1 protein-coding gene is annotated in these 752 nt (G+C 40.8%); it reads left to right on the forward strand.

Features of this window, described 5'->3' with window-relative positions; genetic code table 11:
• Window positions 1-238: 238 nt before the first annotated feature.
• On the forward strand, window positions 239-752 hold a 514-nt coding region (locus tag ACYVLS_RS02075), incomplete at its 3' end, for an IS110 family transposase (RefSeq protein ID WP_460320703.1).

The raw sequence follows: 752 nt of genomic DNA on the forward strand, positions 1-752 counted from the left end.
CTTGTAGTTCGACTACTCATTAAGCATGCTTCCCGTCACAATGTTGAGACTATTTACTCATAAGCTGTATGGCTTGTTTCTTGTGTCCGTTGGTCTTAGGAAACCTTCGGTCTTGGCAGCTACACAATAAACGAGTTAAATACTTATGCGTGAGGTTAAGGCACACATTGTGTTACAGGGATAGCCCGGAGTGACCAAGCTTACCTACCAAATTTATAACGAAAGGGGGAACCCTTCCATGAAATTATTTGTCGGTTTAGACGTAAGTAAAGCGAAGCTTGATGCTTGTTTTCTCTTACGTGAAGATGATACCAATACGATTCTTTGGCAAGAGACAGTAGCGAATAGTGAGTCAGGCGCCACAATGATTAAAGACCAAATCCTTCGCTTTCACGAGGAGTTAGATTTTGACAAAATACTTGTAGGTATGGAAGCGACTGGTCAATACAGTATGCATCCGTCCTTATTCTTCTCAAATGATCCAGAGTTGAAACTGATTAACGTTGAAACCATTGTAGAAAACCCGCGGGTTATTCATCGTTTTTCTAAAGTCTGGACAGAAGAAAAGAATGATAAATTAGACGCCCAAATCATTGCTGAGTTTTTAACAACTGGAAAGCATACGAAAACTCAACCACGAGAAGAAAAATTCGTTGCTCTCCTACGTTTTACTCGTACACGCTATCAGTTGATTCGTCAGATGACCGAAGCCCAGCAGCACTACGTGGAAAATCTTTATTACAAGTGCAACA

This window comes from Alkalibacterium psychrotolerans (assembly GCF_054784355.1).